This is a genomic window from Amycolatopsis australiensis (assembly GCF_900119165.1).
Taxonomy (GTDB): Bacteria; Actinomycetota; Actinomycetes; order Mycobacteriales; family Pseudonocardiaceae; genus Amycolatopsis; species Amycolatopsis australiensis.
Genome location: NZ_FPJG01000006.1, coordinates 1722618 through 1748782, shown reverse-complemented (window position 1 = coordinate 1748782; position 26165 = coordinate 1722618). Strand labels below are relative to the sequence as shown.

Annotated in this window: 29 protein-coding genes; 10 read left to right on the top strand and 19 right to left on the bottom strand. The window is 71.3% G+C overall.

What is annotated here, in order from left to right; all coding sequences use genetic code 11:
- The first annotated feature begins 38 nt into the window (after positions 1 to 38).
- Positions 39 to 860 (top strand): maleylpyruvate isomerase family mycothiol-dependent enzyme, encoded by an 822-nt coding sequence (locus BT341_RS09670; RefSeq protein WP_072475953.1) that lies wholly within the window; start codon positions 39 to 41, stop codon positions 858 to 860.
- A 3-nt stretch (positions 861 to 863) separates the two neighbouring features.
- Here BT341_RS09670 and BT341_RS09665 read toward each other — a convergent pair whose 3' ends face one another.
- From BT341_RS09665 to BT341_RS09650, 4 genes are read right to left on the bottom strand one after another with little or no spacing between them, the layout of a single operon-like run.
- Positions 864 to 1319, bottom strand: a complete 456-nt coding sequence (locus BT341_RS09665) for a LapA family protein (RefSeq protein WP_072475952.1) — start codon at positions 1317 to 1319, stop codon at positions 864 to 866.
- 46 nt (positions 1320 to 1365) lie between these two features.
- The gene (locus BT341_RS09660; RefSeq protein WP_072475951.1) at positions 1366 to 2505 is read right to left on the bottom strand and encodes a dipeptidase; all 1140 of its coding nucleotides are present in this window, start codon (positions 2503 to 2505) and stop codon (positions 1366 to 1368) included.
- A 42-nt stretch (positions 2506 to 2547) separates the two neighbouring features.
- Positions 2548 to 3150 (bottom strand): alpha/beta hydrolase, encoded by a 603-nt coding sequence (locus BT341_RS09655; RefSeq protein ID WP_072475950.1) that lies wholly within the window; start codon positions 3148 to 3150, stop codon positions 2548 to 2550.
- A complete protein-coding gene (locus BT341_RS09650; RefSeq protein WP_072475949.1) occupies positions 3147 to 4112 on the bottom strand; it encodes a ring-cleaving dioxygenase in 966 nt (321 codons plus the stop codon). Before BT341_RS09650 ends, BT341_RS09655 begins: the two co-directional genes overlap by 4 nt.
- 85 nt (positions 4113 to 4197) lie before the next feature.
- On the opposite strand from BT341_RS09650, the gene BT341_RS09645 reads away from it, so the two are divergent.
- Positions 4198 to 4656: a MarR family winged helix-turn-helix transcriptional regulator gene (locus BT341_RS09645; RefSeq protein WP_072475948.1), complete on the top strand. Its 459-nt coding sequence runs from the start codon at positions 4198 to 4200 to the stop codon at positions 4654 to 4656.
- Positions 4657 to 4702: 46 nt separating this feature from the next.
- Positions 4703 to 5083, top strand: a complete 381-nt coding sequence (locus BT341_RS09640) for a VOC family protein (protein ID WP_072475947.1) — start codon at positions 4703 to 4705, stop codon at positions 5081 to 5083.
- A gap of 24 nt (positions 5084 to 5107) precedes the next feature.
- Here BT341_RS09640 and BT341_RS09635 read toward each other — a convergent pair whose 3' ends face one another.
- The 8 genes from BT341_RS09635 to BT341_RS09600 form a co-directional block, all read right to left on the bottom strand.
- Positions 5108 to 6028 (bottom strand): S41 family peptidase, encoded by a 921-nt coding sequence (locus BT341_RS09635; RefSeq protein ID WP_072475946.1) that lies wholly within the window; start codon positions 6026 to 6028, stop codon positions 5108 to 5110.
- A 9-nt stretch (positions 6029 to 6037) separates the two neighbouring features.
- Positions 6038 to 6892 carry an amidohydrolase family protein gene (locus BT341_RS09630; protein ID WP_072475945.1) on the bottom strand — a complete coding sequence of 285 codons (855 nt, stop codon included), beginning with the start codon at positions 6890 to 6892 and terminating at the stop codon, positions 6038 to 6040.
- Positions 6889 to 8433: a benzoate-CoA ligase family protein gene (locus BT341_RS09625; RefSeq protein ID WP_072475944.1), complete on the bottom strand. Its 1545-nt coding sequence runs from the start codon at positions 8431 to 8433 to the stop codon at positions 6889 to 6891. Before BT341_RS09625 ends, BT341_RS09630 begins: the two co-directional genes overlap by 4 nt.
- A gap of 8 nt (positions 8434 to 8441) precedes the next feature.
- Positions 8442 to 9863 carry a benzoyl-CoA 2,3-epoxidase subunit BoxB gene (gene boxB, locus BT341_RS09620; RefSeq protein ID WP_072475943.1) on the bottom strand — a complete coding sequence of 474 codons (1422 nt, stop codon included), beginning with the start codon at positions 9861 to 9863 and terminating at the stop codon, positions 8442 to 8444.
- Positions 9864 to 9868: 5 nt separating this feature from the next.
- Positions 9869 to 11488, bottom strand: coding sequence for a 2,3-epoxybenzoyl-CoA dihydrolase (gene boxC / locus BT341_RS09615; RefSeq protein ID WP_072475942.1), 1620 nt, complete (start codon positions 11486 to 11488; stop codon positions 9869 to 9871).
- A gap of 32 nt (positions 11489 to 11520) precedes the next feature.
- Positions 11521 to 11958 (bottom strand): hypothetical protein, encoded by a 438-nt coding sequence (locus BT341_RS09610; RefSeq protein ID WP_143168511.1) that lies wholly within the window; start codon positions 11956 to 11958, stop codon positions 11521 to 11523.
- An 80-nt stretch (positions 11959 to 12038) separates the two neighbouring features.
- Positions 12039 to 12941: a GNAT family N-acetyltransferase gene (locus tag BT341_RS09605; protein WP_072475941.1), complete on the bottom strand. Its 903-nt coding sequence runs from the start codon at positions 12939 to 12941 to the stop codon at positions 12039 to 12041.
- Between the two features lie 149 nt (positions 12942 to 13090).
- Positions 13091 to 15529, bottom strand: coding sequence for a beta-glucosidase H (locus tag BT341_RS09600; protein ID WP_072475940.1), 2439 nt, complete (start codon positions 15527 to 15529; stop codon positions 13091 to 13093).
- 72 nt (positions 15530 to 15601) lie between these two features.
- On the opposite strand from BT341_RS09600, the gene BT341_RS09595 reads away from it, so the two are divergent.
- The gene (locus BT341_RS09595) at positions 15602 to 16183 is read left to right on the top strand and encodes a TetR/AcrR family transcriptional regulator (RefSeq protein ID WP_072475939.1); all 582 of its coding nucleotides are present in this window, start codon (positions 15602 to 15604) and stop codon (positions 16181 to 16183) included.
- 81 nt (positions 16184 to 16264) lie between these two features.
- Here the strand turns inward: BT341_RS09595 and BT341_RS09590 are convergent, their stop codons facing one another.
- Together BT341_RS09590 and BT341_RS09585 are read right to left on the bottom strand one after the other, a co-directional pair.
- Positions 16265 to 16648, bottom strand: coding sequence for a TIGR03618 family F420-dependent PPOX class oxidoreductase (locus tag BT341_RS09590; protein WP_072475938.1), 384 nt, complete (start codon positions 16646 to 16648; stop codon positions 16265 to 16267).
- 25 nt (positions 16649 to 16673) lie between these two features.
- The gene (locus BT341_RS09585; protein WP_072475937.1) at positions 16674 to 17261 is read right to left on the bottom strand and encodes a dihydrofolate reductase family protein; all 588 of its coding nucleotides are present in this window, start codon (positions 17259 to 17261) and stop codon (positions 16674 to 16676) included.
- Between the two features lie 87 nt (positions 17262 to 17348).
- Between BT341_RS09585 and BT341_RS09580 the strand changes: the two genes are divergently transcribed.
- Entirely contained in the window at positions 17349 to 17804 is a 456-nt protein-coding gene (locus tag BT341_RS09580; protein ID WP_072475936.1) for a winged helix-turn-helix transcriptional regulator, read from the top strand.
- On the opposite strand, the gene BT341_RS09575 is transcribed toward BT341_RS09580, so the two are convergent.
- Positions 17801 to 18244: a MarR family winged helix-turn-helix transcriptional regulator gene (locus BT341_RS09575; protein ID WP_072475935.1), complete on the bottom strand. Its 444-nt coding sequence runs from the start codon at positions 18242 to 18244 to the stop codon at positions 17801 to 17803. The two genes, BT341_RS09580 and BT341_RS09575, sit on opposite strands and share 4 nt — an antisense overlap.
- Before the next feature lie 49 nt (positions 18245 to 18293).
- On the opposite strand from BT341_RS09575, the gene BT341_RS09570 reads away from it, so the two are divergent.
- On the top strand, positions 18294 to 18797 hold the full coding sequence (locus BT341_RS09570; RefSeq protein ID WP_245804923.1) for a DUF1579 family protein: 504 nt from the start codon (positions 18294 to 18296) through the stop codon (positions 18795 to 18797).
- Positions 18798 to 19126: 329 nt separating this feature from the next.
- Entirely contained in the window at positions 19127 to 21052 is a 1926-nt protein-coding gene (locus BT341_RS09565; RefSeq protein ID WP_072481870.1) for an ATP-binding cassette domain-containing protein, read from the top strand.
- Positions 21053 to 21723: 671 nt separating this feature from the next.
- On the opposite strand, the gene BT341_RS09560 is transcribed toward BT341_RS09565, so the two are convergent.
- Together BT341_RS09560 and BT341_RS09555 are read right to left on the bottom strand one after the other, a co-directional pair.
- A complete protein-coding gene (locus BT341_RS09560; RefSeq protein ID WP_177328772.1) occupies positions 21724 to 22485 on the bottom strand; it encodes a 2-keto-4-pentenoate hydratase in 762 nt (253 codons plus the stop codon).
- A complete protein-coding gene (locus tag BT341_RS09555) occupies positions 22482 to 23273 on the bottom strand; it encodes a 2-keto-4-pentenoate hydratase (protein ID WP_072475933.1) in 792 nt (263 codons plus the stop codon). The genes BT341_RS09560 and BT341_RS09555 overlap by 4 nt, the downstream gene beginning before the upstream one ends.
- Positions 23274 to 23412: 139 nt before the next feature.
- Between BT341_RS09555 and BT341_RS09550 the strand changes: the two genes are divergently transcribed.
- From BT341_RS09550 to BT341_RS09540, 3 genes are read left to right on the top strand one after another with little or no spacing between them, the layout of a single operon-like run.
- Entirely contained in the window at positions 23413 to 23916 is a 504-nt protein-coding gene (locus BT341_RS09550) for a VOC family protein (protein WP_072475932.1), read from the top strand.
- Positions 23917 to 23972: 56 nt separating this feature from the next.
- On the top strand, positions 23973 to 24545 hold the full coding sequence (locus tag BT341_RS09545) for a hypothetical protein (protein WP_072475931.1): 573 nt from the start codon (positions 23973 to 23975) through the stop codon (positions 24543 to 24545).
- A 23-nt stretch (positions 24546 to 24568) separates the two neighbouring features.
- The gene (locus BT341_RS09540) at positions 24569 to 24970 is read left to right on the top strand and encodes a CoA-binding protein (RefSeq protein WP_072475930.1); all 402 of its coding nucleotides are present in this window, start codon (positions 24569 to 24571) and stop codon (positions 24968 to 24970) included.
- Here the strand turns inward: BT341_RS09540 and BT341_RS09535 are convergent.
- Both BT341_RS09535 and BT341_RS09530 read right to left on the bottom strand, forming a co-directional pair.
- Complete coding sequence (locus BT341_RS09535; RefSeq protein WP_072481868.1) at positions 24967 to 25494, bottom strand: NHL repeat-containing protein; 528 nt, start codon at positions 25492 to 25494, stop codon at positions 24967 to 24969. The two genes, BT341_RS09540 and BT341_RS09535, sit on opposite strands and share 4 nt — an antisense overlap.
- 74 nt (positions 25495 to 25568) lie before the next feature.
- A complete protein-coding gene (locus BT341_RS09530; RefSeq protein ID WP_072475929.1) occupies positions 25569 to 26129 on the bottom strand; it encodes a GvpL/GvpF family gas vesicle protein in 561 nt (186 codons plus the stop codon).
- Positions 26130 to 26165: the final 36 nt, after the last annotated feature.

The following is a 26165-nucleotide window of genomic DNA, read 5'->3' as shown; positions in this document are numbered from 1 at the left end:
GGCCGGATGGGCGTGTGATGACCGGCATTATGGGGCGCATGAGTCCGACGCGCTGGGGCCCGCCGATCGACGTCCTCCCGTACTTCGCGAAAGAGGAGCAGGCGCTGATGACGCTGCTCGGCGCGTTGACCGACGAAGACTGGCAGCGGCCGACGATGTGCGCCGGCTGGTCCGTCAAGGACGTCGCCGCCCACCTGCTGGGTGACAAGGTCGGCCGGCTGTCCCGCGGCCGCGACGGGCACCGGGCGGAATCCCCCCGTGCGGGTGAGCCGTTCGCGCGGTTCGTCGACCGGATCAACGAGGAGTGGGTCGTCGCGTGCCGCCGTCTCTCGACCGACGTGCTGCTGACGATGCTGTACGAGTTCATGGGCCAGACGACCGACTACTGGGCCAAGCTGGACCTCGACGTCCCCGGCGAACCCGTGAGCTGGGCGGGTGCCGAGCCGGCGCCCCGCTGGCTCGACGCGGCCCGCGACTATTCGGAGTTCTGGGTCCACCACGTGCAGATCCGCGAAGCACTGGAGCACACGCCGCTCGAAGCCGAGTACGCCGAGCCGATCGCCGACACGTTCGTCCGGGCGCTGCCGCACACGCTGCGGAACGTCGAGGCGCGCGTCGGCAAGCAGGTCGGCTACACCGTGACCGGCGTGGGCAAGTGGTACGCCCGGCGCGAGCGTGACGGCTGGACGCTGGACCGCGGCGCGCCGCCGTCGCGCACCCCGCTGGCCGCCGTGACCACGGACTTCGACACGTTCTGGCGCCTCTGCACGCGCAACGCCGCCGACCTCGGCCGCGTCCGCGCGACCGGGGACGAAAACGTTTGCGCCCAGGTGCTGACGATGACGTCGATCATCGTCTGAGGGTCAGCGCCGCCGGGCCTGCTTGCGCAGCTGCAGGATCCGGGCGCCGCCGATGAGCGCGACGAGCGCCGCCCCGCCGATGGCCGAGAACAGCATCGCGATGGCCAGCGGCAGGCTGCCTTCGGCGCCGAAGAAGTGCACGGTCACCGAGTCCAGGTTCTGCAGGATGAAGACCAGCAGGACGACGAGCACGAGCAGCCCGGCGATCACCGCGACCCAGGTGCCGCTGATCCGGGTCCGCTTGATCTTGGCGGCCGGTTTGGCGGGTGCCGGCCGGACCGGCGTGACCTCCTCGGCGCCGGGCCGGACGTCGCCGGCCCGCAGCTCGGCGGGCTCGAGCGCGCCCTCGGGCACCTCGCTCTCGTCCAGTTCGTGGCGGCCGGGGCCGCCGGTTCCGGGCAGGTCGTGGTCGGTCGGGCCGGTGGGGCGGTCGGCCGCGCCCCCGCGCGCGTGCGTCATGTCCTCAGTGTCCGTCCGGCGCGCGGGGAGCGCTGTGTCAAACCCCCTAACGGGCGAAGCCGTCGACCTCGCGAAGCACGCGGAGCGTGTTCTTCCCGGCCAGTTTCGCGCAGTCTTCCTCACTCCAGCCGCGCTCGAGCAGGGCCGCGAACAGCACCGGGTACTTGGACGTGTCCTCCAGCCCCTCCGGCAGCGAGCCGACGCCGTCGTAGTCGCCGCCGAGGCCGATGTGGTCGATCCCGGCGACCTCGCGGGCGTGCTCGACGTGCGCGACCACGTCGTCGACGGTGGCCTTCGGCTTGGGCGGGCCGTCCCACTCCTTCACGAACCGCCCGCGCTGCCCGAGGTTCCGGTAGTCCTGCCCGGCCGCCTCCATGGCGGCCTTCAGCTCCTGATCCCAGGCGGTGACCTTCGGTGAGACGAACGCCGGCACGAACGTGGTCATCGCGACGCCGCCGTTGCCGGGCAGCAGCGCGAGGACGTCGTCCGGGATGTTGCGCGGGTGGTCGTTGACCGCGAGGCACGAGGAGTGGCTGAAGATCACCGGCACCGAGCTGACCTCGATCGCGTCGCGCATGGTCGACGGCGCGACGTGCGAGAGGTCGACCATCATGCCGATCTTGTTCATCTCGCGCACGACGTCGCGGCCGAACTCGGTGAGCCCGCCGTGGACCGGCTCGTCGGTGCCCGAATCGGCCCAGGTCGTGTTGTAGTTGTGCGTCAGCGTCAGGTAGCGGACGCCGAGGCGGCGCAGCACCCGCAGCACGCCGAGCGACTCGGCGATGCAGTGGCCGCCTTCGGCGCCGAGCAGTGACGCGATCCGGCCGTCGGCGAACGCCGCTTCGGCCTCGTCGGCGGTGTCGGCCAGGCGGAGCCGGTCGGGGTAGCGCTCGGCCAGCTGGTGGACGAGTTCGATCTGCTCGAGGACGGCGGTCACGGCGCTGTGGCCCTCGAACTCGCACGGCACGTACACCGACCAGAACTGCATGCCGAGCTTCCCGTCGGCGAGCTTCGGGAAGTCGGTGTGCAGGGCCGGCTGCCGGACGGTCAGGTCGAGGGACGCGGCCGCCGTCACCGGGTTCGGGCCACCGTGCTGCCGGAGCTCCCACGGCAGGTCGTTGTGCCCGTCGGCGAGGATGACCGCGTCCAGCAATTCGGTAGCACGCTGTAGTGCCTCGTTAGTCATCGCCCGATCGTAGGGCGAGCCGGTATACGCTCCGTACAAACGTCAGGGCTTGATCCACTGCGCCGCGGCGCGGACGCCGTCCGGCGTGATCTGGTGCCCACCTGAGTGACGCTGGGTGACGACGTCGGCGCCGCGTTCGCGCAGGAACCCGATCAGCTCCTCCGTGGACGCCAGTGGCGCCATCGGGTCGCGTTCGCCGTTGGCCAGGATGACGCGGGAGCCGCCGAGGTCGTGCGACGGCGGGTCCGGGACCGGCGACATCGCCGCGAACAGCGCTGCTTCCCGCAGGACGTCCGGCCGCAGCAGGAGCACGGCCGCCGCGATGTTCGCGCCGTTGGAGAAGCCCACCGCGACCAGCCGCCGGCCGCCCAGGCCGTACTTCTCCCGGGCTTCGACGACGAAGTCCGCGAGCTGGTTCGCGCGCTTGACGACGTCTTCGTGGTCGAACACGCCCTCGGCCAGCCGCCGGAACCAGCGCGCCGCGCCGTGCTCCGACACCGGACCGGCCGGGGCCAGCACGGCGGAGTCCGGGCTCAGCTCGCGCGCCAGCGGGAGCAGGTCGCCGGGGCCGCCGCCCGTGCCGTGCAGCAGGAGCAGGACGGGCGCGTCCGGCGCACCCTCGACGTACTTGTGCGTCAGCGTCATGACAGCTCCGGGTTGTTCTCGGCGGGCAGGTCGAGCTTCGGCAGCATGTGCTCGATCTCTTCGCGGCGCGGCTCCAGCCACGGCGGCAGCTTGAGCGCGCGGCCCAGTTCCAGCAGCGGCTCGTCGATCGCGAAGCCGGGCTCGTCGGTCGCGACCTCCAGGAGCGTGCCACCCGGTTCGCGGAAGTAGATCGAGCGGAAGTACTGGCGGTCCAAAATGGACGTCACGGGCACGCCCTTGCCGACGAGTTCCTCCCGCCAGGCCTGCTGGGTCCGCTCGTCCGGCGCGCGCCAGGCGACGTGGTGCACGGTGCCCGCGGCGACCAGCCCGCGCGGCGCGTCCGGCGTCACGAGAACGTCGACCAGCGCGCCCGGCCCGCCCTCGCCGGCGGCGAAGCGCAGACGGTTGCTGTCCTGGTGGGCGAAGGTGAGGCCGAGCCCGTCGGTGAGCATGCCCGCGGTGGCGTCCTCCTTCGTCACGGAGAGCGTCACCGAGTGCAGGCCGCGGATCGCGTGCTCGGCCGGCACCAGCTCGGTGTCCCACGGGTCGCGCGGGTCGCCCTGCGGGTGCGCGACGAGCGCGAGCTTGAGCCCGTCGGGGTCGCGGAAGGTGAGCGTGTCCTCTTCGTCGGCGTTGCGGATCTCGCCGGTCTCGATGCCCTGGGCGGCCAGGTGCCGCTGCCACCAGCCGATCGAGGACTCGGGGACGGAGAACGACGTGGTCGTCGCCTGCCCGGTGCCGTGGCGGCCGCTGGGCGCGTCGGGCCAGGGGAAGAACGTCATCAGCGAGCCCGGCTTGCCCGAGCTGTCGCCGTAGTAGAGGTGGTAGGTGCCCGGGTCGTCGAAGTTCACGGTGGTCTTCACCAGCCGCAGGCCCAGTGTCCGCAGGTAGAAGTCGGCGTTGCGCTGCGGGTCGCCGCCGATCGCGGTGACGTGGTGCAGGCCGGACGTCTTGATCGACATGGTTGCCTCCTGGGAGGTCAAGGTAACGCGACAACCTCTCGCGTGCAAGATATATTCCGGCGAGGGTTTGCGGTAGGCTGATCACGTGATCCCGGATCCGAAGACCGACGACGACGAGATCGTCACGTGGTGGGGCCTGGTCATCGAGGGCTACCTGGCCACGCAGGACAGGCTGATGGGCGAGATCGCCGACCGCTTAGGGCTCGCGCCCGCGTCCTTCGACATCCTGCTGCGGCTGGTCCGCTCGCCCGACCACCGGATGCCGATGACCAAGCTGGCCACGGAGGCGGCGCTGTCCAGCGGCGGCTTCACGAAGGTGGCGGACCGGCTGGTGGCGGCGGACCTGATCTGCCGCGTCCCCAGCCCGGACGACCGCCGCGTCACGTTCGCCGCGCTCACCGACCACGGGCTCGACATGGCGAAGAAGGCCCGCGCCGCGGCGGCGGAGATCCTGCGGCGCATCGTGCTGACCCCGCTGGGTGACGACGCGGCGGCACTCGCCGAAGCCATGCGGACCCTGCGCGCGTTCAACGCCGAGCGGTGAAAAGCCGAGGTCACCGGGGCGCCCGGACCGGCGCACCATGGGAGCCATGCTGACCGACTCGACCATCACGACGATGCTCCCGGTGACCGACACCGAACGCGCCGGCCACTTCTACGCGGATGCCCTGGGCCTGAAGCAGACGGGGAAGGGCGAAGACGGAACGCTGTACTTCGCGGCGGGCGCGGGAGCCATCGGCCTCCGCCCGATGCCCGCCGGTGCGCAGAGCGAGCACACGGCGTTGAGCTTCGAAGTCAGCGACCTCGAGGGCGAGGTTTCGGCCTTGGCGGGACGCGGGGTGCGGTTCCAGGACTTCGAGCTGGAGGGCCTGAAGACCGTCCACCACATCGCTGAGCTGGGCAACGAGCGGGCGGCGTGGTTCAACGACTCCGAAGGCAACGTGCTCTGCCTGCACGAGGTGCGGGGCTGACCTGCTGGGGGCGCGGGGGTGCCTTCACGGGCACCCCCGCGTGCGCAGCCACTCCTTCGCCGCGCCCTCGGCATCGGCGGCCGGCTGGTCGGGCGGGATCGGCGTGTTGCCGTGGACCCGGCCGGTCCGGTCGACGTCGCGGGCCACGGTCAGCAGCAGCATGACACCCCCGCCGAGATCGACGACGTCGTTGCCGGTCGCGGCCCCCGCGGTCGGTGCGCCGAACGAGCGCGCGATCCCGCGTAGCGCGACCAGCGACGCTTCCCCCGAACTGGCGGTGTCACCGGACGTCAGCACGGCGATCGGCCGCCGCGGCAGGCGCACGGGGTTGGGCCGTGGCGACATGGATCGCCCGTCCAGCCAGAACTGCCCGTCGTGGATCTCCCACGGCGTCCGCTCGCCACCCCGGCCGACGAACGCACCGGCGGGGCCGTCGCCGAGCAGCGGGACGAGCACCGTGAGCATCGGGAACATCGTGCCTCCGGTGTTTCCCCGCAGGTCGACGATCCAGCCGCAGACCGGCGGCACAGCGGCCAGTGCCGCGAACCCCGCGTCGAGATAGCGGCCTTCGCCGGCTTCGCGCGGGTCCAACCCGGGAAGGCGGAGAGTCGCGATACCGCCTTCGGTCCGCACCGTGGGGACCTCGGCTTCCGATGTCCTCGCCTGTCCGGGGAATACCAGCATCGTGTGCGGGTCGTGGAGCTCGCCGATCACGTACTCGAGTGCTTTCAGCGTCCCGATGTCGGCTCTCGCGCCCCGCGCGAGGTACGCCGCGTGTGCCTGGACGCGTGGCCAGTCCACGCCGGCCGAGTCGATGGACTGCGCCCGAATCAACGCGATCGTCCGGTTCAGGAACTCCGCCGGCGTGTGCGGGCGAACTGGTGCGGCACCGGCGGCGAACAGCAGCACCACCGACGTGACCAGCAGCGAAATCCGTCCCCCCACCAGGCCAGGCTACGCCAGCGACGGCATCAGCTTGATCGCGTTGCCCGACAGCACGCCGGTGAGCACCTCGTCCGGCAGGCCCAGCCCCAGCAGCGTGCGGACGTTCCCCGCCACCGAAGGCACTCCCGGCCAGTCGGTGCCGAACACGAACTTGCCTGCCAGCCGGGCGAGGTCGAACCGCCGGTAGTACTCCGGCAGCTTCTTCGGCGGCAGCCCGGCGAGGTCGAGCCAGACGTTCTCGCGGGCCAGCGCGAGGAACGCCGCCACGTCGTACCACCAGCCCCGGCCGCCGTGGGCGAAGACGAACTGCAGCGCGGGGAAGTCCTCGACCACGTCGGACATCAGCTCCGGGTTGCCGAAACTGGTCCGGGAGCCGGGAAAGCTCGACGTTCCCGAGTGGAGGATCACCGGCACACCGCGTTCGGCGCAGAGCTGGTAGACCGGGTAAAGCTCCTTGTCCGCCGGGGAAAACGCGCCGTGCACCGGGTGGATCTTCAACGCCACGGCACCCAGGTCCAGCTGACGCGAAACCTCCGAGACCGCCGGGTGGTGCAGGTACGGGTTGACGTTCGCCACGAGCCGGAAGCGGTCCGGGTTGAACTCCACGAGCGGCAGGTTGTCCTCGATCGGCTGAATCCCCGTCGCACGCGGGCTGTACTCGCAGAACAGCAGCACCCGGTCGACGCCCTCGGACTCCATCAGCTCGTCCATCGCCGCCGGGACCACCGAACCGTCTTCGGAATACACCGACCGCCACGGGTAGGTCCCCGCGAAGTCGTGCGCCCACTGCAGCCAGGCGGGCTTGAGCGTCGGCAGCCGCGGGGTGTGGACGTGCGCGTCCACCACGAAGTGCCCCTCGATCACGTGCTCGGCACCACCCGCAGCACGTCGCGGACCTGCTCGCGGATCACGTTGCGGCGGATCTTGCCGGTCGCCGTCTTCGGCAGCTCGGCCAGTTCGACCACGCCACGCGGGCGCTTGAACGCGGCGAGACCCTCGCGGCAGAACTCGATCAGCTCGGCCGGGTCCACCGTCGTGCCGGGCGCGGCGACCACGCACGCCACCGGCTTGTCGAGGCCGTCGGCGTCCGGCGCGGCCACCACCGCGACCTCCGCCACCGCCGGGTGCTGCCGCAGCCGCTCCTCCACTTCGGACGGTGACACCCAGATCCCGCCCGCTTTCAGCATGTCCCCGAACCGGCCGAGACAGCTGTACGTGCCGTCCTCGTTGCGGACGTAGCTGTCGCCGGTCCGCAGCCACCGGCCCTGGAACACGAGCTTCGTCGCGTCGTAGCGGGCCCAGTAGCCGGTCGCCGTCGACGGCCCGGCCACGAACAGCTCGCCCGGCCGGCCGGCGGCGTCGACCACCCCGCCGGCTTCGTCGCGGATCTGGACTTCGTACCCCGGCACCGGGACGCCGGTGCTGCCCGGCCGCACCGCGCCGGGCCGGTTCGACAGGAAGATGTGCAATGCCTCGGTCGACCCGATGCCGTCGAGGATCTCCAGCCCGAACCGCGCCCGGAAGCGTTCGAACAGGGACGCGGGCAGCGGCTCCCCGGCCGAAACCGCGTGGCGCACCGAAGCGAACGAGTCGTCCGGGACGTCACTGGCGAGCAACGCGGCGTAGAACGTCGGGACGGCGAAGAACAACGTCGGCTGCTCTTCGCGAGCGCGTCTGGCGAACAACGAGGGTGTCGGGCGCGAAGGCTCGAGCAAGGTCGTGCCGCCGGCGCCGAGCGGGAAGAAGCAGGAATTCCCCAGGCCGTAGGCGAAGAAGAGCTTCGGCACGGACAGGAACCGGTCCACCGGCGTCGTCGCCAGCACACCGCGCGCGTACGTCTCGCAGACCGCGCGGACGCTCGCGTGGCGGTGCATGGCGCCTTTGGGCTCGCCCGTCGTACCCGACGTGTAGAGCCACAACGCGGGCGAGTCCTCCCACGTCAGTCCACTGTGGAACGTTCCGTCCAGCGCGGTCCACTCGTGGGTCCGGACCGGGAACCCGGCCGCGTCGGCGCGGTCGAGCACGACGTCGGTGACCTCGGGGGCGAGCCCGAGCGCGGTCACGGCCTGCTCGGCGAACTCGCCGGACACGCACAGCACGCGCGCCCGCGAGTCGGCGAGCATCTTGCCCAGCTCCAGCCCGGTGACCATCGTCGAGACGGGCACCGCGACCGCGCCCGCCAGCATCGCGCCGAGGATGCCGGTGAGCAGCTCGACGTCGTCGACCATGCAGAACATGACGCGTTCTTCGGGCCGCACGCCGAGTCCGGTGAGTCCGGCGGCGACCCGCCCGGTCTCCGCCGCCAGCTCGGCGTAGGTCAGCGAACGGCGGGGCGACACGACCGCGGTCGCGTCCGGGTGCCCGGCCGAGAGCAGGTACTCCGCGGCATTGAACCCTGTCGCCACCAGACCTCCTACGTGAGGTACACGTACTCGTAGTCGAAGGGCTTCCCGTTGATGCCCTGCCGCGGCGGGGCCACCCAGCTCGCGATCTTCCCCCGCTCGTACACCGGGTGCATCAGCGAGCGGACGAACGTGAGGTCCTCGGTGGTGGGCAGCCACTTGCTCCTGCCGGCCTGCCACGTCGCCTCGTCGACGATGGTGCCGTCGGGAGTGATGTGGTGGCCGGAGTTTATGCCCACTTCCCGGTTGAAGCCAGGGTGCGGCAGGCGGAACGCGTAGTCGATGCCGGCTTCGGCGAGGATCTTGTTCCACCGGTTGACGCCGGTCTGGCAGTCGGCCACGTACTCGCCGCGCAGGTCGAGGTTGAGCAACAGGATCGCCTGCATCTCCTCGGTCGTCCACGTGCCGTCGTCGTTCGGCCGCTCGATGGTGCGGGCGTCCTCGGTGAGCTTGTGGTCGTCCTTGCGGCGGGTCTCCTGCCAGCGGCCCTTGAGCCCGGCGGTGTAGTAGTTCGCCGCGTTCGTCGACGTCTCGCTGCCGAACAGGTCGAGCGAGACGGTGTAGTGGAAGTTGAGGTACCGCTGGATGACGTCCAGCGGGATGCCGCCGTGCGGGCCGATGTCGAACGTGTCGTGCTCGCGGATCAGCTCGGCGCTGCGGGTCACCACGCGGTCGACGCCGGTGGTGCCGACCATCATGTGGTGCGCTTCCTCCTTCAGCATGAATTCGCAGGTGCGCGAGAGCGGGTCGAAGGAGCTTTCCTTGAGCGTGCCGAGCTGGTACTTCCCGTCGCGGTCGGTGAAGTAGGTGAACATGTAGAAGGCCAGCCAGTCGGCGGTCTCCTCGTTGAACGCGCCGAGGATGCGCGGCGCGTCGGGGCTGCCGGAGTTGCGCAGCAGCAGTCCTTCGGCCTCGTCCCGGCCTTCGCGGCCGAAGTAGGCGTGCAGCAGGTACACCATCGCCCACAGGTGACGGCCCTCTTCGACGTTGACCTGGAAGAGGTTGCGCAGGTCGTAGAGGCTCGGCGCGGTGAGGCCGAGTAGCTTCTGCTGCTCGACCGACGCCGGCTCGGTGTCGCCCTGGATGACGATCAGCCGCTGCAGGTCGGCGCGGTACTCGCCGGGCACCTGCTGCCAGACCGGCTCGCCCTGGTGCTCCCCGAAGGCGATCCGCCGGTCGGGGTCGCGCTCGGCAAGGAAGATGCCCCAGCGGTAGTCCGGCACGTTGACGTGGTCGAAGTGCGCCCACCCCTCGCGGCCGACGCTGACCGCGGTGCGCAGGTAGACGCCGTGGGTCTCCAGCGTCGGGCCCATTTCGGCCCACCAGTGCATGAACTTCGGCTGCCAGCCTTCGAGCGCGCGCTGCAGCCGCCGGTCCTCGGCGAGGTTGACGTTGTTGGGGATCTTGGCGTCGTAGTCGATCTTCTCGGGCATCTGCGCTAGACCCGCTTCCTGTCGAAGACGGCCTTCTGACCGGTACCGTATCGGCGCAGGGCGCCTTCCGGGCCGGATGCGTTCGGCCGGGTGAAAATCCAGTTCTGCCACGCCGCCAGCCGGCCGAAGATCTTGGTCTCGACGGTCTCGGGGCCGACGAACCGGTGGTTGGCCTCCATGCCCGTCAGGGCGTCCGGCGACAGCGACGCCCGGCCTTCGAGCGCGATCCGGATCTCGTCCTCCCAGTCGAGGTCGTCCGGCGCGTCGGTGACCAGCCCGAGTTCGAGGGCTTCGGCCGCGCTCAGCTCGCGGTTCTTCTCGCGCGCGAGCCAGGCGAGGTGGTCGTCGTCGCCGTAGAACCGCGCCTGCAGGCGGGTCAGGCCGTTGCCCATCGGGAAGGCGCCGAAGTTGGCGTCGGTCAGCCGGATGGTGGCGCGTTCGGCACTGTCTTCGTCGTCGATCGGCGGCCCGTCCAGGATGTACTGGCGGTCGGCGGCCAGCGCGAGCTCCAGCAGCGCGCCGGTGAAGCAGCTGCCGGGTTCGATGAGCGCGATCAGGCTGCGGCTGGTGACGTCCAGGCGTTTCAGCGTGCGCTTGAAGTAGTGCGCGATCTCGTTGGCCAGCCAGTCCTTCTGCCCGAGCACGGCCTGTTCGTGCGCTTCGACCTTCGCGGGGTCGCCCTGCGTCTTCAGGATCCAGGTGCCCGCTTCGACCTCGTTGGTGCGCAGCCGCAGGATGGCGTCGTCCAGCTCGCGGGTCATCGCGAGGAACCAGCCGCCCGCGCCCTCTTCGTGCAGGTCGCCGGGGCCGCTTCCGGGGCCCTTGACGGTGATCGTGACCCGGTCCTTCGCCACTTCGGTGTCGACATAGCGATGTTCCAGCGGGGTCAGCTCGATGCCGCCCTCGCCGGTCCGGTCCGACTCCCGCGCGATCTCGCGGGCCCGCTCGAGCACGGTTTCGCGGAACTCCTGGCGCGGGACCAGCTCGTCGACCAGCCGCCAGTCGACCGCCGTCTTGCCCTTGACGCCGTCGGGACGCGTCGCGAAGACGTCGGCGAGGTCGCGGCGCACCCGCCGCTTGTCGACCACCCGGGTCAGCCCGCCGGTGCCGGGGAGCACGCCGAGCAGCGGGACCTCCGGCAGCGCGACGGTCGAGGAGTTGTCGTCGATCAGGAAGATCTTTTCGCAGGCCAGCGCGATCTCGTAGCCGCCGCCGGCGCAGGTGCCGTTCACCGCGGCCAGGTAGATCTGGCCGGAGTGCTCGGTGGCGTCCTCCATGCCGTTGCGGGTCTCGTTGGTGAACTTGCAGAAGTTCACCTTCCAGTGGTGCTCGGACGCGGCCAGCATCCGGATGTTCGCCCCGGCGCAGAAGACCTTGTCCTTCGCGCTGGTCACGATGACCACGCGGACCTCGGGGTGCTCGAACCGCAGCCGCTGGGTGGCGTCGTACAGCTCGATGTCGACGCCGAGGTCGTAGGAGTTGAGCTTGAGCTCGTAGCCCGGGACCAGCCCACCCTGCTCGTCGACGTCCATCTCGAGCCAGGCCACCTCCCCGTCGACCCGCAGGCGCCAGTGGCGGTACTCGTCGGGACGGCGTTCGAAGGCAACCGGTGTGGTGGTGGTCACTCTCCCGATTGTCTACATGAGCCAGACGAACGTCAATGTTGTGTAGAAACTTGATCTCGCGCGGTCACCCGGTTGAGCACCGACCACGCCCAGGTTACGAAGACCCACAGGGCCACGGCTGCCGCCGAGTCGGTGACGATCGTCGCGAACCAGAACGCCGGGATCCGCGGCACGCCGACCAGGAAGTGCCCGGCGCTGGCCAGCCCGGACAGCGAGTAGACCAGCAGAAACGCCAGCGCCCGCGGGTACCGCCCACCTTCGTAGGCGCGGTAGCCGAGCCAGCCGGACGCCGTGAACAGCACCCATGAGGACGCCACGACGATCTGCGTGACAAGCACGGAGATGCCGGGGATCTGCGGGTAGTCCGCCGCCCGGACCACGTTGTGCGCGTAGTGCAACGCGGTGCTGACCAGCGAGAAGCCGAGGATCACCCGAAGCGGCGTCAGCCCCTTTTGCTGCAGGACGTCCATCTGAGCCCCCGATTTGATAGATCGCTCTAGCGACGGTACCGCGCGGCGGCCGCGCCGGGCAAGACGCGGCCGCCGCGGTGTCACACGAGGTCGATGCGGTGCTGCGTCACCGCGTAACCCGCCTTCGCGAACGCCTTGGCCATCGGGACGTTCCCGACGTCGGTGCCCGCGACGATCTTCTCCGCGCCGTACCCGGCGAGGTCGTGCGTGGCCTCGGCCAGCAGGTCGTACGCGTAGCCGCGGCCGCGGTGCCCGGGTACCACGCCGATGTAGCCGACCACCGGGTCGTAGGCGTTGCGGCTCGGCAGCGTGAGCCCGACCAGGTCGCCATCGCGCGTGTACGCCAACCGCCACCAGTCCCGCGGCGCCGGCATCCACCGCATGATGTCGAGGTCCTCCCGCGCGGCCGCGTCGAGGCCGTGCTCTTCGACCGTCTTCCGCACGTGCGCGTCGAGGCTGCCGACGTGCACGCGCCTGAAGACGTCCAGGATGACGTCGTCGTCCGGCTCCGGCCGGAACTCGAGCCTGCCGGGCCTTTCCGGCAGGCCGCTCTCCGGCGTCCAGGAGAACCGGTAGCGCTCGACGAGCTTGCGGTAGCCGGCCTGCCCGGCCGCCTCGACCCGGATCCGCACCTCGTGCGCGACGTCCGGGTCGTCCTGCCACGCGGGTGGCGTGGTCAGGGAGAACTCCGCCCGCAGCGGCGCCGTCTTCAGCAGGTGGACGCCCGCGTCGAAGTCGGTGAAGTCGAACCAGTCCAGCGCGATCGGCGTTTCGTCCTTCGGCGTGCCCCACCAGGCGGCGCGCGCCACGACGACGCCGTCGCGGAGGGCGACCCACGTCCACTCGGACCGGTATTCGCCCCGCTTCGCCATCTCGGCGAAGTCGTCGCCGAACAGCTTGCGGCCGACGAGACCGCGATCGGGCAGGGAGGTGAACAGTGCTTCTTCGCCCGCTTCTAGCGGGCGCACGACCAGGTCGGTCATGGAAATCCTTCCGGGAGAGCGCGCTCCCGGTCAGCAGGCCGGCACCCTCGCGGCGGAGTGGGAGCGCGTGATCGGTTGCGTGATCATCGGTCCCACCTCCTTTCGCCGGTCACGGGTGCCCGTCAAGTTAGGGGCGGCTCGCCGGCGCGTCAACGGATTTTCTGGAGCACGACGCGGGTGCTCAGCCTCGGCTCCGCGTAGGAGTGCGAAGCCTCGAGGACGTACTCGCCGGCGATGTGCTGCCAGCCGTCACGCCACACTTCGGCCGACCTCGGCGTGACGGCGATGTCGGTCTCGACGGCCTCGCCGGGATCGGCTTCGACGCTCGCGAAGCCGGCGAGCCAGCGTTGCGGGCGGTCGCCGCGTTCGGTGGGCGCCAGGTAGAGCTGGACGACTTCGCGGCCCCTGCGCTTTCCTGTGTTGCGTACGCGGACTCGGACGCGCGCGCCGCCTTCGTCGTCCGCATACGCGTCCAGCTCTTCGTACACCCAGGTCGTGTAGCCCAGGCCGTGGCCGAACCAGTAAGCGGGTTTGCGGTCCGCGCGGGCCCAGGCGCTGTAGCCGACGTAGACGCCTTCGTCGTACTCGAGCACGCCGTCTTCCGGCGTCACGTTCGTGACCGGCGCGTCTTCGAGTTGCGCCGGCCAGGTCACCGGCAGGCGGCCGCCGGGCTCTTCGCGGCCGAAGAGGACGTCGGCGAGCGCGTCGCCACCGGCCTGGCCCGGGAACCACGTGAGCAGGATCGCGGCGACGTCGTCGCGCCACGGCATCTCCACCGGCGAACCGGCGTTGACGACGACCACCGTGTCGGGATTGGCTTCGGCGACCCGGCGCACGAGTTCGTCCTGACGGCCGGGCAGGGCGAGGGTCGTCCGGTCGAAGCCCTCGCTCTCGACCTCGGCGGTGGTGCCGACCACGACGACGGCGACATCGGATTTCCCTGCCAGGGCAACGGCTTCCTCGAGCGCGGCGTCGGGGTCGAGCACCGGGCCGCGGTGACCCAGCGCGAAGGTGACCCAGGCGAAGGTGCCGCGGGCGAACTCGGCCATCTCCGACGGGATCCAGTACGTCAGGCTGACGTCCACCGGCTCGCCCGCGGTCAGCTCGATCTCCCGGCGCTGCTCGATCACCTGCATGACCGACGTGAAGACGTCACCGCCTTCCGGCAGGTTCACGCCGTCGAAGAGCGTTTCGCCGTCGACGGTCAGGCGGAGGTCGCCGGGGCCGGTGAGGCCGAAGGTGTGGACGCCGGTCTGCTCCGGCAGGTACGTGCCTTCGATTTCGACGGACGCGAGCGTGGCCAGGTCGAGGCCGTCCGGGAGTTCCCCGATCCAGTCGATTTTGGCTTCCCTGAGCGGAAATTCAGCCAATCGGGTGCCGTCCGCGGCTCGGGCGGTCGCGCGGAGCCGGAAATTGTCGGTGGCCGGCGGTAGCGTCGTGCGCGGATCGGCACCGGTGGCGAACGTCAGCTCGGTGCCGGGCGGAAGGGCCTTCCGGAGGCCGTCGAGAGGGGAGACGACGTGATCGGGGAACACCGTGGCGCTGCCGCCGCCGAGGATTTTCGGGTCTTCGGCCAGCGCGCCGATGAGCGCGATGCTCCGGGGTTCGCGCTGCGGTTCGCGCAGCGGCAGGAGGCCGGTTTCGTTGCGGAGCAACACGAACGACCGGTGCGCGATCTCGCGCGCGACCGCGTCACCGTCCACACGGGATTCTGTGACGGGCGGGGTGCCGCCGAGCGCGCCGGTCCGGTGGGCCAGCAGGAGCACCCGGCGGACCATGTCGTCGACGACTTCTTCGTCGACTTCGCCACCGCGCACGGCTTCCGCGAGCCGGTCCCCGAAAACCGTGCGCGGGCCGGGCATGGCGACGTCGAGTCCGCCGTTGGCGGAGGCGACGGTGTCGCGCGCGGCCAGCCAGTCGGAGACCACGAAGCCGTCGAAGCCCCATTCGTGGCGCAGCACGCCGTTGAGCAGCTCGGCGTGCTGGGTCATCGTGGTGCCGTTGACGCTGTTGTAGGCGGCCATGATCCCCCACGGCTTCGCGCGCCGGACGATGAGTTCGAACGGCGCGAGGTAGAGCTCGCGCAGCGCGCGCTCGCTGACGTGGACGTCGGCGGTGAAGCGTTCGGTCTCGAAGTCGTTGGCGACGAAGTGCTTGACCGTGACGGCGACCCCGCCGTCCTGCACGCCGGTCACGTAACCGGCGCCGATCATCCCGGTGAGGAGGGGATCTTCCGAGTAGCACTCGAAGTGGCGGCCGCCCAGCGGCGAGCGCTGGAGGTTCACCGTGGGGGCGAGCAGCACGTGCACGCCCTTGCGGCGGGCCTCCTGGGCGAGCAGCCGTCCGGCTTCGACCGCCAGGCGCGGGTCCCAGCTCGCGGCGAGCGCGGTCGGGCTGGGGAGCGTCACCGAGGGATCGTCCGGGCTCCACCGCGTCCCGCGGACGCCGACCGGGCCGTCGGAGAGCACGAGGGAGTCCAGGCCGATCCGCGGGAGCGCGGGCAGGGTCCAGACGTCCTGGCCGGCGAGCAGGCTCGCCTTCGTGTCCAGGTCGAGCTCGGCCAGCAGCGCGTCGACGTCGAAGCTCATGCCGACACTCTACCTGGTGGTGAGTAGTGAAAGTTACCTTTCCGTGACGGGTTGTCCCGTAGGCTCGGCAGCATGACGCGGGCCAGGGGCACCGACCGCCGGGCGAGCATCGTCCGGGCGGCGTTCGAGGTGATCGCCGAACGGGGGTATCGCGGCACTTCGCTGGCGGCGGTGGCCGAGCGCGTCGGGCTGACCCAGCAGGGTTTGATGCACTACTTCCCCACGAAGGAGGACTTGCTGACGGCGGTGCTGGAAACCCGCGACGAGTGGGACCTGCTGCACTTCGGCCACGCCCCACCGGGCGACGAGTCGGCGATGACGGTGAACCAGCTGGCGGATCTGGTGGACTACAACGCGACGCGGCCGGGGATCGTCCAGACGTACACGGTGCTGTCGGCGGACAGCGTCACGGAGGACCATCCGGCGCGGGAGTACTTCCACGACCGGTACGCGCGGGTCCGCGCGGGCATGACGCAGATGCTGGAGCGCCACCGGGAGGAGCTGCCACCGGGGACGACACCGGAACAGCTGGCTCCGATAGCGATAGCGGTACTGGACGGCCTGCAGCTGCAATGGCTGCTGGACCCGGAAGAGGTCGACATGCCGGCGGGCTTCCGCACGTTCCTGACCCTGCTGGGCATCAAGCCGGACTGACACACCGGCGGCCTTGCGCCGGGCGCGATGTCATCCGGCGTCGAGCGCCGTAGGCCAGGAGAGTCTCCGAACCCCGTGCCCTCAGCCCATCCCCACACTCTGCCGCTCGACCTCGATCAGCCCGGCCACCCGTTCCTGCTCCCGCGGATACGGCCGGCCGATGTACTTGGTCGCGATCCGGTCCACGATCTCCCACCCCGCGTCCCCCTCGATCCACTCCACCAGCCGGCCGCGGATGATCACCGGCTCGAACGGGTTGTCCCGCGGTGTCAGCGACAACGCCACTCGCGGGTCGCGGCGCAGGTTGCGGGCCTTGCGCGAGTCGGGGCCCGTCATGATCGCGATGCGGTCGCCTTCCGGGTCGACCCACACCGGCACCGAATGCGGCGCGCCGTCGGGGAGCGTGGTCGCCAGGTGGCCGATCGCCGTGGTCGCGAGGATGCGGCGGACGTCTTCGTTCAGCATGGTCTTCTCCTCAGTCGATGGTTTCTCAATTGACCGCGTAGTGCAGGTGCGTGACGCCGGGCGCGGCGACCGCTTCGACCAGGCTCAGCCGGACGTGCGAAGGCAGCTCCCGGAAGAACGACCGCCCGCCCCCGAGCAGCACCGGCACCTGGTGCAGGACGATCTCGTCGACCAGCCCCGCCGCCAGCGCCGACGCCAGCACGCCGCCACCCATCAGGCCGACGTCCTTGCCGCCCGCCGCCGCGCGAGCGGCTTCGACCGCTTCCTCGATGTTCCCCACCAGCGTCTGCTGATCGGTCAGCTCCGGCGCCGGCCGGTGGCTCACGAGGAACAGCGGTGCGCCCGGGTGCGGGCTGCCGCCACCGAAGTGCTCGGAGTCCTCGTAGGTGTTGCGGCCCGCCACGACGGCGCCGACGCGCCCGGCCAGGCTGTCGAAGACGCGGGCACTCGGCTCGCTCAGCTTGAAGAAGCCGAAGACGCGGCTCTGCGTGTCGCCGTCGGTGTACCAGTCGAAGAGCGTGCCGCCGTCGCCGAGCCCGCGTCCGGGGCCGGGCTCCCGGCCGGTGATGTAGCCGTCGACCGACACCGCGAGGGCGCTGAACACCTTGCTCATCTGCCACCGTCCTTTCTGAGTTCCTTCAGGAGACTCAACGTAGCAGCTTGAGTTCCTTAAGGGAACCCCGAGTGTTAAACTGGCCGCATGCAGCGAACGAACTTCAGCGAACTGGCCGCGTGCTCGATCGCGCGCACGCTCGACGTCGTCGGCGAGCCGTGGTCGCCGCTGATCCTGCGGGACGTGTGGGTCGGCATCAGCCGGTTCGAGCAGCTCCAGGCGGACCTCGGCATCTCGCGCAAGGTCCTCACCGAGCGCCTCAACCACCTCGTCGACCAGGGCGTCCTCGAGCGGCGGCCGTACGACCGCCGTCCGCGCTACGAGTACGTGCTGACTGAAAAGGGCAGCGAGCTGGTCGACATGCTCATGGTCATGACCCGCTGGGGCGACAAGTGGCTCGCCGGCGAGCCCGGGCCGCCGGTGCTCTACCGCCACCACGCCTGCGGCGAAATCGCCACCGTCGACCTGCGCTGTACCCACTGCGGCGAGCCGATGCACGCCGGCGACGTCGACCCGCTTCCCGGCCCCGGCGCGGCCCGCTAGTCACGCGGCGGCGCCACCACTTCCCGCAGCCGCCGCAACGTGCGCAACGTCGTCTCCAGGTCCTCCTGCGACACGGACTGCGCCACGTCCTCCGCCCACTCCTCCTGCGCCGCCCCGAGCGAACGCAGCGCCGTCTTCGCCCGCCGTGTCAGCGCCAGCAGCGGCGCCCGCGCGTCGGCCGGGTTCGGGAGCCGGTCGAGCATTCCATTGCGCAGCAACCGGTTTACCGTCTCCTGCACGCTCTGGCGGCGCAGGCCACGCCGGCGCGCGACCTCCGCCGCGGTCGCCGGGCCGTCTTCGAGGAAGCCGAGCACCTGCCACTGCGCCGCGGTGAGCCCGACCGGTTCCGTCAGCGCGTCACCCGCCGCGAGGAAACCGCCGTTGCACGCGAAGACCGCGTCGATCACCCGGGTGAACGTCTCGGCTCGAAGGGACCGCATGCGTGCTAGTCTCGCACATCGACAGGTGCCTGTCGAAATGGAGACGATCATGGACATGCCCACCCTGGGCCCCGCGCACGACGCCTTGCAAGCTCTCGTCGGCCGCTGGGCCGGAACCGAAGACCTCGCCGCGGCGCCGTGGGCGCCGGCCTCGACCGCGCACGTTGACTGCGAATACCGCCGGGCACTCAACGGCTTCGCGGTGATCCAGAACTACCGGCAGCGCCGCGAAGACGGCTCGGAGTTCCTGGGGCACAACGTGTTCACCGTCGACCCGCGGACCGGCGAGACGCTCTGGTACGGCTTCGACAGCTACGGCTTCCCGCCCGAACCGGCGGCCCGCGGCGGGTGGACCGGCGCCACGCTGGTCCTCGAGAAGAAGACCGCCCGCGGGGTGGCCCGGCACCGGCTCACCCGGGACGGTGACACGCTGACCCACGAAATCGACGTCCGGATGGGCGACGACGACGAATTCCGCCCATTTCTGCGCGGGCGGTACACGCGCGAAAACGGACAGGAGGAAACAGGTGACGCCCCTCCCCCCTTGCTGTGAGGACGTCACCTGTTTCCGGTCTCTGCCAGCGCATCCACGAACCCGCCGCTCGGACGGTCCGGCGCGCCGCTGCAATTAAACAACAATGGTGAGTTATTCGGTTTTGCTTGATTCCGCGCCCTGCTGCGAGTGTGTCGCCAATGTCGCCGGACGCCCATGGAAAACGATTACATTCACCCGAACGGCGTAGCGTCGGGGCTGGTTGCCCGCGACGCGGCCGCCCGGAATTGTCGGACCCCCGGAGTAGAGATGAAGGGGTGCGCAGACCTGCCGGAACGACCCAGGACACCACGGACTCGCCCCCGCTGATCGGGGTCGAGAACCTGAAGATGCCCGAATGGGCGCGCGTCGACGAACGGGTGGCCGCCGCCGGGTTCGGCCAGGCCGTCCGCGCGCTGCCCACCGCGGTCACCGTCGTCGTGCGGCTGGCCTGGCGGACGTCGCCGCGGCTGACGCTGCTGGCCGGGTTCGTGCACGTCGTGTCCGGCACGGTCACGGCGTTCGGGCTGCTGGCCACCGCGAACGTCTTCACCGCCCTGCTCCAGCAAGGCCCGACCCCGGAGCGGGTCCTTGAGTCGCTGCCCGCGATCTTGGTCGTCACCGGCTCGTACGCGGCGCGCGCGGCGCTCGATTCGGCGGTCGCGGCCGTCGAGGGGGCGCTGCGGCCACGGGTCACCGCGGCGGCGGACGACGCGGTGACGGCGGCGGTCGTGCGCGTCGGGCTGATCGCGTTCGAGGACGCCGACTTCCGCGAGCTGGCCCGGCAGGGCGCCCGGTACGGCGTCCGCGCCATCGAGACCAGCCTGCGCCGGCTGGCCGACCTGACGTCGTCGGCCATCTCGCTCGCGGCGGCGATGGTCACCGCGGGCCTGCTCAATCCGTGGCTGGCGCCCGTGCTGCTGCTCGCCGCGGCCGCCGACGGCTGGGCGGCCGCCCGCGTCGCGAAGCTGAACTACCGGCACTACATCGACACGGTCTCGCGGAACATCCGCAAGACGGTCGTCGAAGAGGTCGCCACCTGGCGCACGATGGCCCTCGAACGGCACGCGCTGACGCTGCAGGAGCCGTTGCTCGGCGAGTACCGGCGCATTTCGCGCAGCCTGGTGCGGGAGGAGGTCCGGCTGGCGCACCGCAGCAACCTGGTGCGGACCACCGGCCGGGCGGCGGCCGGGGCCGGCACCGCCGTCGCGTACCTGGTGCTCGGCTGGCTGCTCTACTCCGGCGCGATGGAGCTGGCGCTGGCCGGCACGGCGGTCCTGGCGATGCGCACGGCGTCGACGGCGCTGTCCAGCACCACGCGCGCGGTCAACTCGCTCTACGAAGACTCGTTCTACATCGGGTTCTACAACCAGCTGCTCGCCGAGTCGCGGAAGCGGCGGCCACCGGCGACGACGCTGGCCGCGCCCGCCGACCCGGCCGAGATCCGGCTGGAGGGCGTCACGTTCACCTACCCGGGCCGGCCGAGCCCGGCGCTGCGGGACATCTCGCTGACGATCCGGCGCGGCGAGGTGGTCGCGCTCGTCGGCGAGAACGGTTCGGGCAAGACGACCCTCGGCAAGCTGCTGACCGGCCTGTACCCACCGGACGAAGGCGTGGTGCGCTGGGACGGCGTCGACCTGGCGCAGGCCGACCCGGCGACGGTGCACGCGAACATCGCGGTGATCGCGCAGGAACCGGCGGAATGGCCGATGACGGCGGCGAACAACGTCACGGTGGGCCGGCTCGGCCGCCCGGACCCGGACCGCCGGGCGTGGCGCGAAGCGGTGGGCTGCTCGGGCGCGGACGAGGTGATCGACTCGTTGCCGGCCAAGGAGAACACGGTGTTGTCGAAGAAGTTCGACGAAGGCCAGGACCTGTCCGGCGGCCAGTGGCAGCGCATGGGCATCGCGCGGGGCATCTACCGCGACGCCTCGGTCCTGGTGGCCGACGAGCCGACGGCGGCGCTCGACGCCCGAGCGGAGGCCCGCGTGTTCGCCGGCCTCCAGCACGCGAGCACCTCCCTCCGCGGCGGCCGCCGCACGACGATCCTGGTCACGCACCGGCTGGCCAACATCCGGTCGGCGGACCGGATCCTGGTGCTGGAGAAGGGAAGGCTGATCGAGCAGGGAACGCACGAGGAGCTGATCCGCGCGGGCGGGCTCTACCACGAGCTGTACGAAATCCAGGCGCGCGCATACCGCGCGAGCGAGGCGGCGATACCGCAACCGCGGGCGGAAGACGCGGAGGAGGAGGTGAGCCCGGCCCGGACCGACTGAGGTGGCTCATCGCCGGGGCGCTGGACGCCGATCTGGGGTGCGGGAGACCGCCCGGCTGCGGGCCGGGCGTCCAGCGGGCGGGTTGGCCTGCACCGGCCGGAACTCATGATTCCGCCCTGATCGGCGTGCGGGAGGCCGGAGTTCAGCGACCCGGCCCGAGCTGGGGTGAGGGAAGCCGGAACTCGCGCGTGTTGGGTTCCGGCCTCGCGCCACCCGGCCGAGTCCGGTGTGCGCGAAGCCGGAACCGGCGTGCTCGGGCACGATCTCCCGTGACCGGAGCCGGAACCTGCGCAACTCGGCCTCGCAGTGGAGTGGGGAAGCCGGAACTCGCGTGGACTTGGTACCGGCCTCGCGCGACCGGAGCCGGAAACGCGCGCGACCCGGCCGAGTCCGGTGCGCGAAGCCGGAACCCGCGTGGATCGAGCACCGGCCTCGCCCGACCGGACCGGAAGCCGCGCCACCCGTCCGAGTCCGGTGTGACCGGAGCCGGAACCCGCGTGGATCGAGCACCGGCCTCGCCCGACCGGACCGGAAGCCGCGCCACCCGGCCGAGTCCGGTGCGCGCGAAGCCGCGTACCTACGCGACCCGGCGCCAACCTCGCGTGCCCCAAGCCGGAACTCGCCTGCACCGGCCGGAACTCGCGCCATCCGGTCCGCGCTTCGACAAGACGTCAGCAGGCCAGGGTGATCGAGCCCAAATGAGAAAAGTGGGCCGCGACACGGGAGCCGCGGCGGAGGGGGACCGCGTCCGTCATGCCGCCCGTCAGGATCAGCCAGCCCTGCTCCAGCGCCAGTCCGCGCGCGCCCAGTGCGTTCGCCGCCAGTGCCAGTGCCTCCGCCGGGTGGCCCTGGACCGCCGCGCCCGTTGCCGTGTCCACTATCTGGCCGTCCACCTCCAGCAGGGCCGCCTCCAGTGACAAGTCCAGCGCGGCCGGCGGCAGGCCCACCGGGCCCACGCCGAAGTACGCCGACGAGCCGTTGTCCGCGACCGCGTCCGGGAGCGTGAACCGGTAGTCCGCGTACCGGCTGTCGATGACCTCGATCCCGCCGTACACGCGGTCGACCGCCGCCAGTGCCGTTGCCGCCGTGACGCCCGGGCCCGCCAGCTCACGGCCCAGCACGAAGACCAGCTCCGGCTCGGCGCGCGGGTGGATCAGCTCGTCGTGCGGTACCGGCGCGCCCGCCGGGAGCACCATCGCGTCGGTCAGCCACGCCAGCAGCGGCGCGTCGATGCCCATCCGCTCCTGCTTCGCCCGCGAGGTCAGGCCCAGCTTCAGCCCGACCAGCGTCTCGCCACGGGCCCGCCGCAGCCGCAGGGCCTCGTCCTGGATCGCGTACGCCGTCTCGACGTCCAGGTCCGGCCAGTCGGCCGAGAGCGGGGCTCGCTCCGAGACCGTCCCGAGCAGCGCGGCGGCTGCCTCGCGCACGTTCATGCTTCCTCCGAGAAGACCGCGGTGACGCTGCCGATGCCGGCGATGGTCGTGACGATCGTGTCACCCGGCGACACCGGGATCGCCCGGGTCATCGACCCCGGCAGCACGACGTGCCCCGGCTCCAGGGTGACGCCCAGCGGCCCCACCGTGTTCGCCAGCCACACCAGCGAGTTCAGCGGCGACCCGAGCACCGCGCCGCCCGCGCCGGTCGCCGCCACCACGCCGTTCCGGTACAGCACGCAGCCGGCCAGCCGCAGGTCGGCGTCGCGCAACGCCGTCGGGCTGCTGCCCAGCACCACGCCGCCGGAGGACGCGTTGTCGGCGATCGTGTCGAACAGCGAGATCTTCCAGTCCTGGATCCGCGAGTCGACGATCTCCAGCGACGGCAGCACGAAGTCGACCGCGCGCACCGCGTCGGCGACCGTGACGCCGGGGCCGCGCAACGCCGACCCGAGCACGAAGGCGATCTCGGGCTCGATGCGCGGCTGCAGGAACGCCGTCGTGGGGATCGGCTGGTGCTCCAGGTGGAACATGCCGCCGGTGAGGTGCCCGTAGTCGGGCTGGTCGACGCCCATCTGCCGCTGCATGGCGGCCGACGCGAGCCCGACCTTGTGCCCCCGGACGGCGTCGCCGCCCTCGACCCAGCGCCGCACCTGCTCCTGCTGGATCCGGTACGCGTCCTCGACCCCCGCGTCCGGATAAGTCTTGATCAGCGGTTCGATCGGCTCGCGCGTCGCGTAGGCCCGCGCCAGTAGGGCGGCGGCCTCCTGCACCTTGCTGACGTCCACCCCCGGGACTCTGCCGTGCGCCCAACCCCGGCACAAGCCAGGACGTTCCGTTCAGCGGAACTCTCGCCAGGCAATCTCTTGCGCGCAAGATAAATGGAGCGTACCGTCCGAAGGACCACCAGGAAGGGACGTGAGGGACATGGCACCGACCCAGGCCGAGGTTGCCGAACTCGCCGAAATCCGCGACGAGCTGCGCGAGCGCCACCTGCGCCCGGCCGCCGAGCGACCGGCGACCAACGGACGCGGCATCCACCACACCGCGCTGATCTCCAGCGACGTCGAGCGGACCATCCGGTTCTACCAGGACCTCCTCGGCTTCCCGCTCACCGAGCTGATCGAGAACCGGGACTACCCCGGCTCCAGCCACTTCTTCTTCGACGTCGGCAACGGCAACGCCGTCGCCTTCTTCGACCTGCCCGGCCTCGACCTCGGCCCGTACGCGGAAGTCCTCGGTGGCCTGCACCACCTGGCGCTGTCGGTCGAGCCGGAACGGTGGAGCGTCATCAAGGACAAGCTCGACGAGGCCGGCGTGCCGTACCTGCTGGAGAGCCGCACGTCCATCTACCTGTCCGACCCGGACGGTGCCCGCATCGAGCTGATCTCCGACCCGCTCGGCGAGATGTACGGCGAGAAGATCGGCTGAACTCCTGCCTCGGGCGCCGCGCGCCGTTTAGCCTGTGCGCGACGTCTGGAGGTGCGATGTCCGACTGGTCACTTTCCCGCGCGAAGGCACGGCTCGACCACCGCGAGCGGCTCGACGAACTCACCGCGCGCATCCGCTTCGAGGTTCGGCTGCACCTGAACGAACCGGCGACGAATGGTGCCTACGACGAGCTGACCAGCATCTTCGCGATCGGGCACGGCGAATGCGCCGCGTTGCTCGCGCACCACCGGCTGTTGCCGTGGTGGGAGCGCTCGCTGCTGTTCCGGTACGCCCGGCGCATGCACGGCAAGGCGATCACGCGCAGTGTCGGCGTGGTGCCCGCGGCGGTCGCCCCGCAGGCGGCGCGCGCGTTCGGCGCCGAGATCGCCGAGCTCGCCCCCGGCTCCGGCGACACCGGCGCGAAGTACGACCTCCAGGGCCGGGGCCTGCTGACCGTGTTCCGCATCGCGATCGGGGCCAAGGGCGCGGTCTGGGCCGACCGGCACGAGGTCGCGACGACGGCCGCTCGCAACATCCTGACCTGCGCCGCCACCTTCGCCCGCCGGAAGCCGTGGCACGTGCTGTGGCCCGTCTACCGCGTCCGCGGCCTGCGGCTCTGGAAGCTTTGACGCCCGTTGCGCGTTCCACCGGTATGAACGCAGAGGAGATCCTCGCCGGCGCGAACACGATCGCCGTGGTGGGCCTGAGCCGCGATCCGGCCAAGGCCGCGCACGGTGTCCCGGCGGTGCTGCAGGCGCACGGCTTCCGCATCATCCCCGTACACCCGAGCGCGACCGAGCTGCTCGGCGAGAAGGTGTACCGGTCGCTGAAGGACATCCCGGAGCCGGTCGACCTCGTCGACGTCTTCCGGCCGGCCGCCGAAGCACCCGGCATCGCCCGCGAAGCCGCCCAGATCGGCGCCAAGGCGTTGTGGCTGCAGCAGGGCATCGTCTCGGCCGAAGCGCGCCGCATCGCCGAAGAGGCCGGGCTCGCCTACGTCGAGAACCGCTGCACCGCCGTGGTCCGCGCGACGGCCGCGATCTCGAAGAACTAGGCGAACGGTCCGAAGTGGACGATGCGGTGGTTGCCGGTTTCGGCGACCCACACGCCACCCGAGCCGTCGCCCGCGGTGTCACGCGGTGAGCTGATCGGCTCGGCGGTGCCGGGCAGCGCGGCGCCCGTGCGCGTGTCGAACCGGGCCACGCGGCCGGTGTCGTCGACCAGGAGCCGTCCGGCGGCGTCGAGCGCCACCGCGCGTGGCCGCACGAGGTTCCCGAACTCGCGCACGAACCCGCCCCACCACGAGTACTGCACCACCCGGCGGTTGCCCGTGTCGGCGACGTAGACGTTGCCCGCCGCGTCGACCGCGATCCCTTCCGGCGCCTTGAGCCGCCCGGCGATGACGCGCACGAGTGCGCCGTCGCGGGTGAACGCCTGTACGCGGTCGTTGCCGGTGTCGGCCACCCACACGCGCCCGTGCGCGTCGACGGCGATGCCCGACGGCGCGCGGAACTGGCCGGGCCCGGCGCCGGGGCCGCCGAACGCGCGCGGGAGCGCCGCGGCTTCGCTGGTGGTCACGGCGCCAGGATCGCCGACCGCGGGCCGCGACGGCCAGTACCGGAACGAGTGTTCAGCGACTGTTCCGCGGTCGCTCACCAGGTCCACCGCGAGCACGTGCGCCGGTCGAGGAAGCTGTACGCCGGCAGCGGGCCGAGCCAGTCCGCCTGGACCCCGCCGGCGCGGCCGAGGCCGGCCACAGCGTCGCGGATGACGAGCAGGTCGCCCAGCCCGACCAGGAACGCCCACCGCTCGTCGGCGGACTCGCCCGCCGGCAGCGACACCGAGTCGCGGGCCCGCTGGGCGACTTCGGCGAGCAACCCGTCCGAGCGGGCCGCCCGCCACGCCGAGCCGGGTCCGCTGAACCGCAGGCAGACGTGCACCTCAGCCAGGCCGTCGAGCCGATCGAGGTCGGCGCGGAAGCGGCCGGCGTCCGGGGCGAGCACCCGGGTGCGGACGGCGTCCTCGTCCGCGGCCACGGCGCCGAAGCGGACGGGCAGCACCGGGCCGCCTTCGACGAGCGCGGACACGATCGCCAGGTGCGCGGCGGGGTCGGGCTCGGGCTCGCCGACGACCATGGCGAGGTCCTCCCAGCACACGGTCCGCGGCGCCCGCGGGTGCCCGGCGCGAACGATCCCGTAGAGCTGCAGGGTCACCGCCGCACGCTCCCCGGAATGGACGGCCGAACGCGG

Excerpts from the sequence above, each read along its gene's own strand:
- BT341_RS09660 (WP_072475951.1), bottom strand. The coding sequence starts at position 2,505 with ATGACTAACGAGGCACTACAGCGTGCTACCGAATTGCTGGACGCGGTC.
- BT341_RS09595 (WP_072475939.1), top strand. The coding sequence starts at position 15,602 with ATGACGCGGGCCAGGGGCACCGACCGCCGGGCGAGCATCGTCCGGGCG.
- BT341_RS09590 (WP_072475938.1), bottom strand. The coding sequence starts at position 16,648 with ATGCTGAACGAAGACGTCCGCCGCATCCTCGCGACCACGGCGATCGGC.
- BT341_RS09545 (WP_072475931.1), top strand. The coding sequence starts at position 23,973 with ATGTCCGACTGGTCACTTTCCCGCGCGAAGGCACGGCTCGACCACCGC.
- BT341_RS09600 (WP_072475940.1), bottom strand. The coding sequence starts at position 15,529 with ATGAGCTTCGACGTCGACGCGCTGCTGGCCGAGCTCGACCTGGACACG.
- BT341_RS09605 (WP_072475941.1), bottom strand. The coding sequence starts at position 12,941 with ATGACCGACCTGGTCGTGCGCCCGCTAGAAGCGGGCGAAGAAGCACTG.
- BT341_RS09610 (WP_143168511.1), bottom strand. The coding sequence starts at position 11,958 with ATGGACGTCCTGCAGCAAAAGGGGCTGACGCCGCTTCGGGTGATCCTC.
- BT341_RS09585 (WP_072475937.1), bottom strand. The coding sequence starts at position 17,261 with ATGAGCAAGGTGTTCAGCGCCCTCGCGGTGTCGGTCGACGGCTACATC.
- BT341_RS09575 (WP_072475935.1), bottom strand. The coding sequence starts at position 18,244 with ATGCGGTCCCTTCGAGCCGAGACGTTCACCCGGGTGATCGACGCGGTC.
- BT341_RS09665 (WP_072475952.1), bottom strand. The coding sequence starts at position 1,319 with ATGACGCACGCGCGCGGGGGCGCGGCCGACCGCCCCACCGGCCCGACC.
- BT341_RS09640 (WP_072475947.1), top strand. The coding sequence starts at position 4,703 with ATGCTGACCGACTCGACCATCACGACGATGCTCCCGGTGACCGACACC.
- BT341_RS09580 (WP_072475936.1), top strand. The coding sequence starts at position 17,349 with ATGCAGCGAACGAACTTCAGCGAACTGGCCGCGTGCTCGATCGCGCGC.
- BT341_RS09670 (WP_072475953.1), top strand. The coding sequence starts at position 39 with ATGAGTCCGACGCGCTGGGGCCCGCCGATCGACGTCCTCCCGTACTTC.
- BT341_RS09650 (WP_072475949.1), bottom strand. The coding sequence starts at position 4,112 with ATGTCGATCAAGACGTCCGGCCTGCACCACGTCACCGCGATCGGCGGC.
- BT341_RS09540 (WP_072475930.1), top strand. The coding sequence starts at position 24,569 with ATGAACGCAGAGGAGATCCTCGCCGGCGCGAACACGATCGCCGTGGTG.
- boxB (WP_072475943.1), bottom strand. The coding sequence starts at position 9,863 with ATGCCCGAGAAGATCGACTACGACGCCAAGATCCCCAACAACGTCAAC.
- BT341_RS09655 (WP_072475950.1), bottom strand. The coding sequence starts at position 3,150 with ATGACGCTGACGCACAAGTACGTCGAGGGTGCGCCGGACGCGCCCGTC.
- BT341_RS09550 (WP_072475932.1), top strand. The coding sequence starts at position 23,413 with ATGGCACCGACCCAGGCCGAGGTTGCCGAACTCGCCGAAATCCGCGAC.
- BT341_RS09570 (WP_245804923.1), top strand. The coding sequence starts at position 18,294 with ATGGACATGCCCACCCTGGGCCCCGCGCACGACGCCTTGCAAGCTCTC.
- BT341_RS09565 (WP_072481870.1), top strand. The coding sequence starts at position 19,127 with ATGCCCGAATGGGCGCGCGTCGACGAACGGGTGGCCGCCGCCGGGTTC.
- BT341_RS09560 (WP_177328772.1), bottom strand. The coding sequence starts at position 22,485 with ATGAACGTGCGCGAGGCAGCCGCCGCGCTGCTCGGGACGGTCTCGGAG.